Source organism: Kitasatospora griseola (genome assembly GCF_014648555.1).
In the GTDB taxonomy this organism is placed as follows: Bacteria; Actinomycetota; Actinomycetes; order Streptomycetales; family Streptomycetaceae; genus Kitasatospora; species Kitasatospora griseola.
The window spans coordinates 53,706-55,719 of record NZ_BMRI01000004.1 but is presented as its reverse complement, the minus strand read 5'-3'; the positions used below and the strand labels follow the sequence as shown (position 1 = coordinate 55,719).

Below are 2,014 nucleotides of genomic sequence, written 5' to 3'. Positions count from 1 at the left end.
TCCTGCTGGACGCCGCGGTGACCGGCGGGGCCACCCCGACCGATGCCGCCCGCGCCGTCCGTCTGATCACCACCGCGACCCGGCGGCTGATCGACGGTCAGGCACTGGACGTCTCGTTCGAACAGCGTGACGTGGTGACGGTCGAGGAGTGCCTGACCATGGAGGGCGGCAAGACCGGCGCCCTGCTGGCGGCCTCCGCGGCGATCGGCGCGGTACTGGCCGGCGCCGACGACCGGATCTCCGACGCGCTCCAGCGGTACGGCTACCACCTGGGCCTGGCGTTCCAGGCGGTGGACGACCTGCTGGGCATCTGGGGCGCCACCGAGGTGACGGGCAAGCCGCACTGGAGCGACCTCCAGTCGCGCAAGAAGTCGCTGCCGGTGTGCGCCGCGCTGGCCGAGGGTGGCGCCGCCTCCCGCGAGCTGGCCGCACAGCTGGCCGACCCGACCGGCCGCGGCGAGGAGAGCGAGCAGCAGCTCGCCGCCCGCGCCGCGCTGATCGAGCAGGCCGGCGGCCGGGCCTGGACGCAGGAAGAGGCCCGCCGCCAGTACGACACCGCCCTCGCCGCGCTCGGCGAGGTGCCCATGGCCGACGAGGTGCGCGAGCACTTCGTCGCACTCGCCGAATTCGTGGTGGTCAGAGAGAGGTGACGTAAGAGTGACAGCAACCGCGGGTGGAAGGCTCGGACCCCAAACCTCAGTTGCAGTAACACGATCTGACGATTCCTCACCCGCGGCGGCGCTCAGCCGGGCCACCGCACACCTGCTGTCACTCCAGCACGCCGACGGCTGGTGGAAGGGCGACCTGGAGACCAACGTCACCATGGACGCCGAAGACCTGCTGCTCCGCCAGTTCCTCGGCATCCGCACCGAGGAGCAGACCCGGGCCACCGCGGCCTGGATCCGCTCCCGGCAGCGGGAGGACGGCACCTGGGCCACCTTCCACGGCGGCCCGCCCGAACTGTCCACCACCGTCGAGGCGTACGTCGCCCTCCGGCTCGCCGGGGACGCCCCGGACGCCGCGCACATGCGGTCCGCCGCCGCCTTCGTCCGGGAGAGCGGCGGCATCGCCGCCACCCGGGTCTTCACCCGGATCTGGCTCGCCCTGTTCGGCTGGTGGCCCTGGGAGAAACTCCCCGAACTGCCCCCCGAAGTGCTGTTCCTGCCCAGCTGGGCGCCGCTGAACATCTACTCCTTCGGCCAGTGGGCCCGACAGACCATCGTCCCGCTGACCGTGGTCTCCGCCCACCGCCCGGTCCGCCCGGCCCCGTTCGACCTCGCCGAACTGCACACCGACCCGGCGAACCCGTACCCGAGGCGGCCGCTCGCCCCCGCGCACAGCTGGGACGGACTCTTCCAGCGCCTCGACCAGCTGATGCACCGCTACCACCGGCACGCCATCCGTCCGGTGCGCCGCCTCGCGCTGCGGCAGGCCGCCGCCTGGATCGTCGAACGGCAGGAGGCCGACGGCTGCTGGGGCGGCATCCAGCCGCCCGCCGTGTACTCGCTGATCGCCCTGCGGCTGCTCGGCTACCGCCTCGACCACCCCGTGATGAAGGCCGGACTGGCCGCCTTCGACGGCTTCACCGTGCACACCGAGGACGGCAAGCGCTGGATGGAGGCCTGCCAGTCCCCGGTCTGGGACACCTGCCTGGCCACCGTCGCGCTGTGCGACGCCGGACTGCCCGGCGACCACCCCGCCCTGGTGCGGGCCGGCGACTGGATGCTCGGCGAGGAGGTCACCACCCGCGGCGACTGGGCCGTCAAGCGCCCCCGGCTCGCCCCCGGCGGCTGGGCGTTCGAATTCCAGAACGACACCTACCCGGACGTCGACGACACCGCCGAAGTGGTGCTCGCGCTGCGCCGGATCGACCACCCCGACCGGGCCCGGCTGCTCGGCGCCGTGGAGCGCGCCGTCGGCTGGAGCCTCGGCATGCAGTCCAAGGACGGCGCCTGGGGCGCCTTCGACGCCGACAACACCAGCAGGCTCCCCAACAAGCTGCCGTTCTGCGACT

General features: G+C 73.0%; 2 protein-coding genes. Both read left to right on the top strand.

Translation table 11 applies throughout. The features are described from left to right. A partial coding sequence (locus IEZ12_RS37810) for a polyprenyl synthetase family protein (protein WP_229847291.1) occupies positions 1-650 on the top strand: 650 nt, incomplete at its 5' end. A gap of 7 nt (positions 651-657) precedes the next feature. After that, on the top strand, positions 658-2,014 hold a 1,357-nt coding region (shc, locus tag IEZ12_RS06295), incomplete at its 3' end, for a squalene--hopene cyclase (protein WP_229847290.1).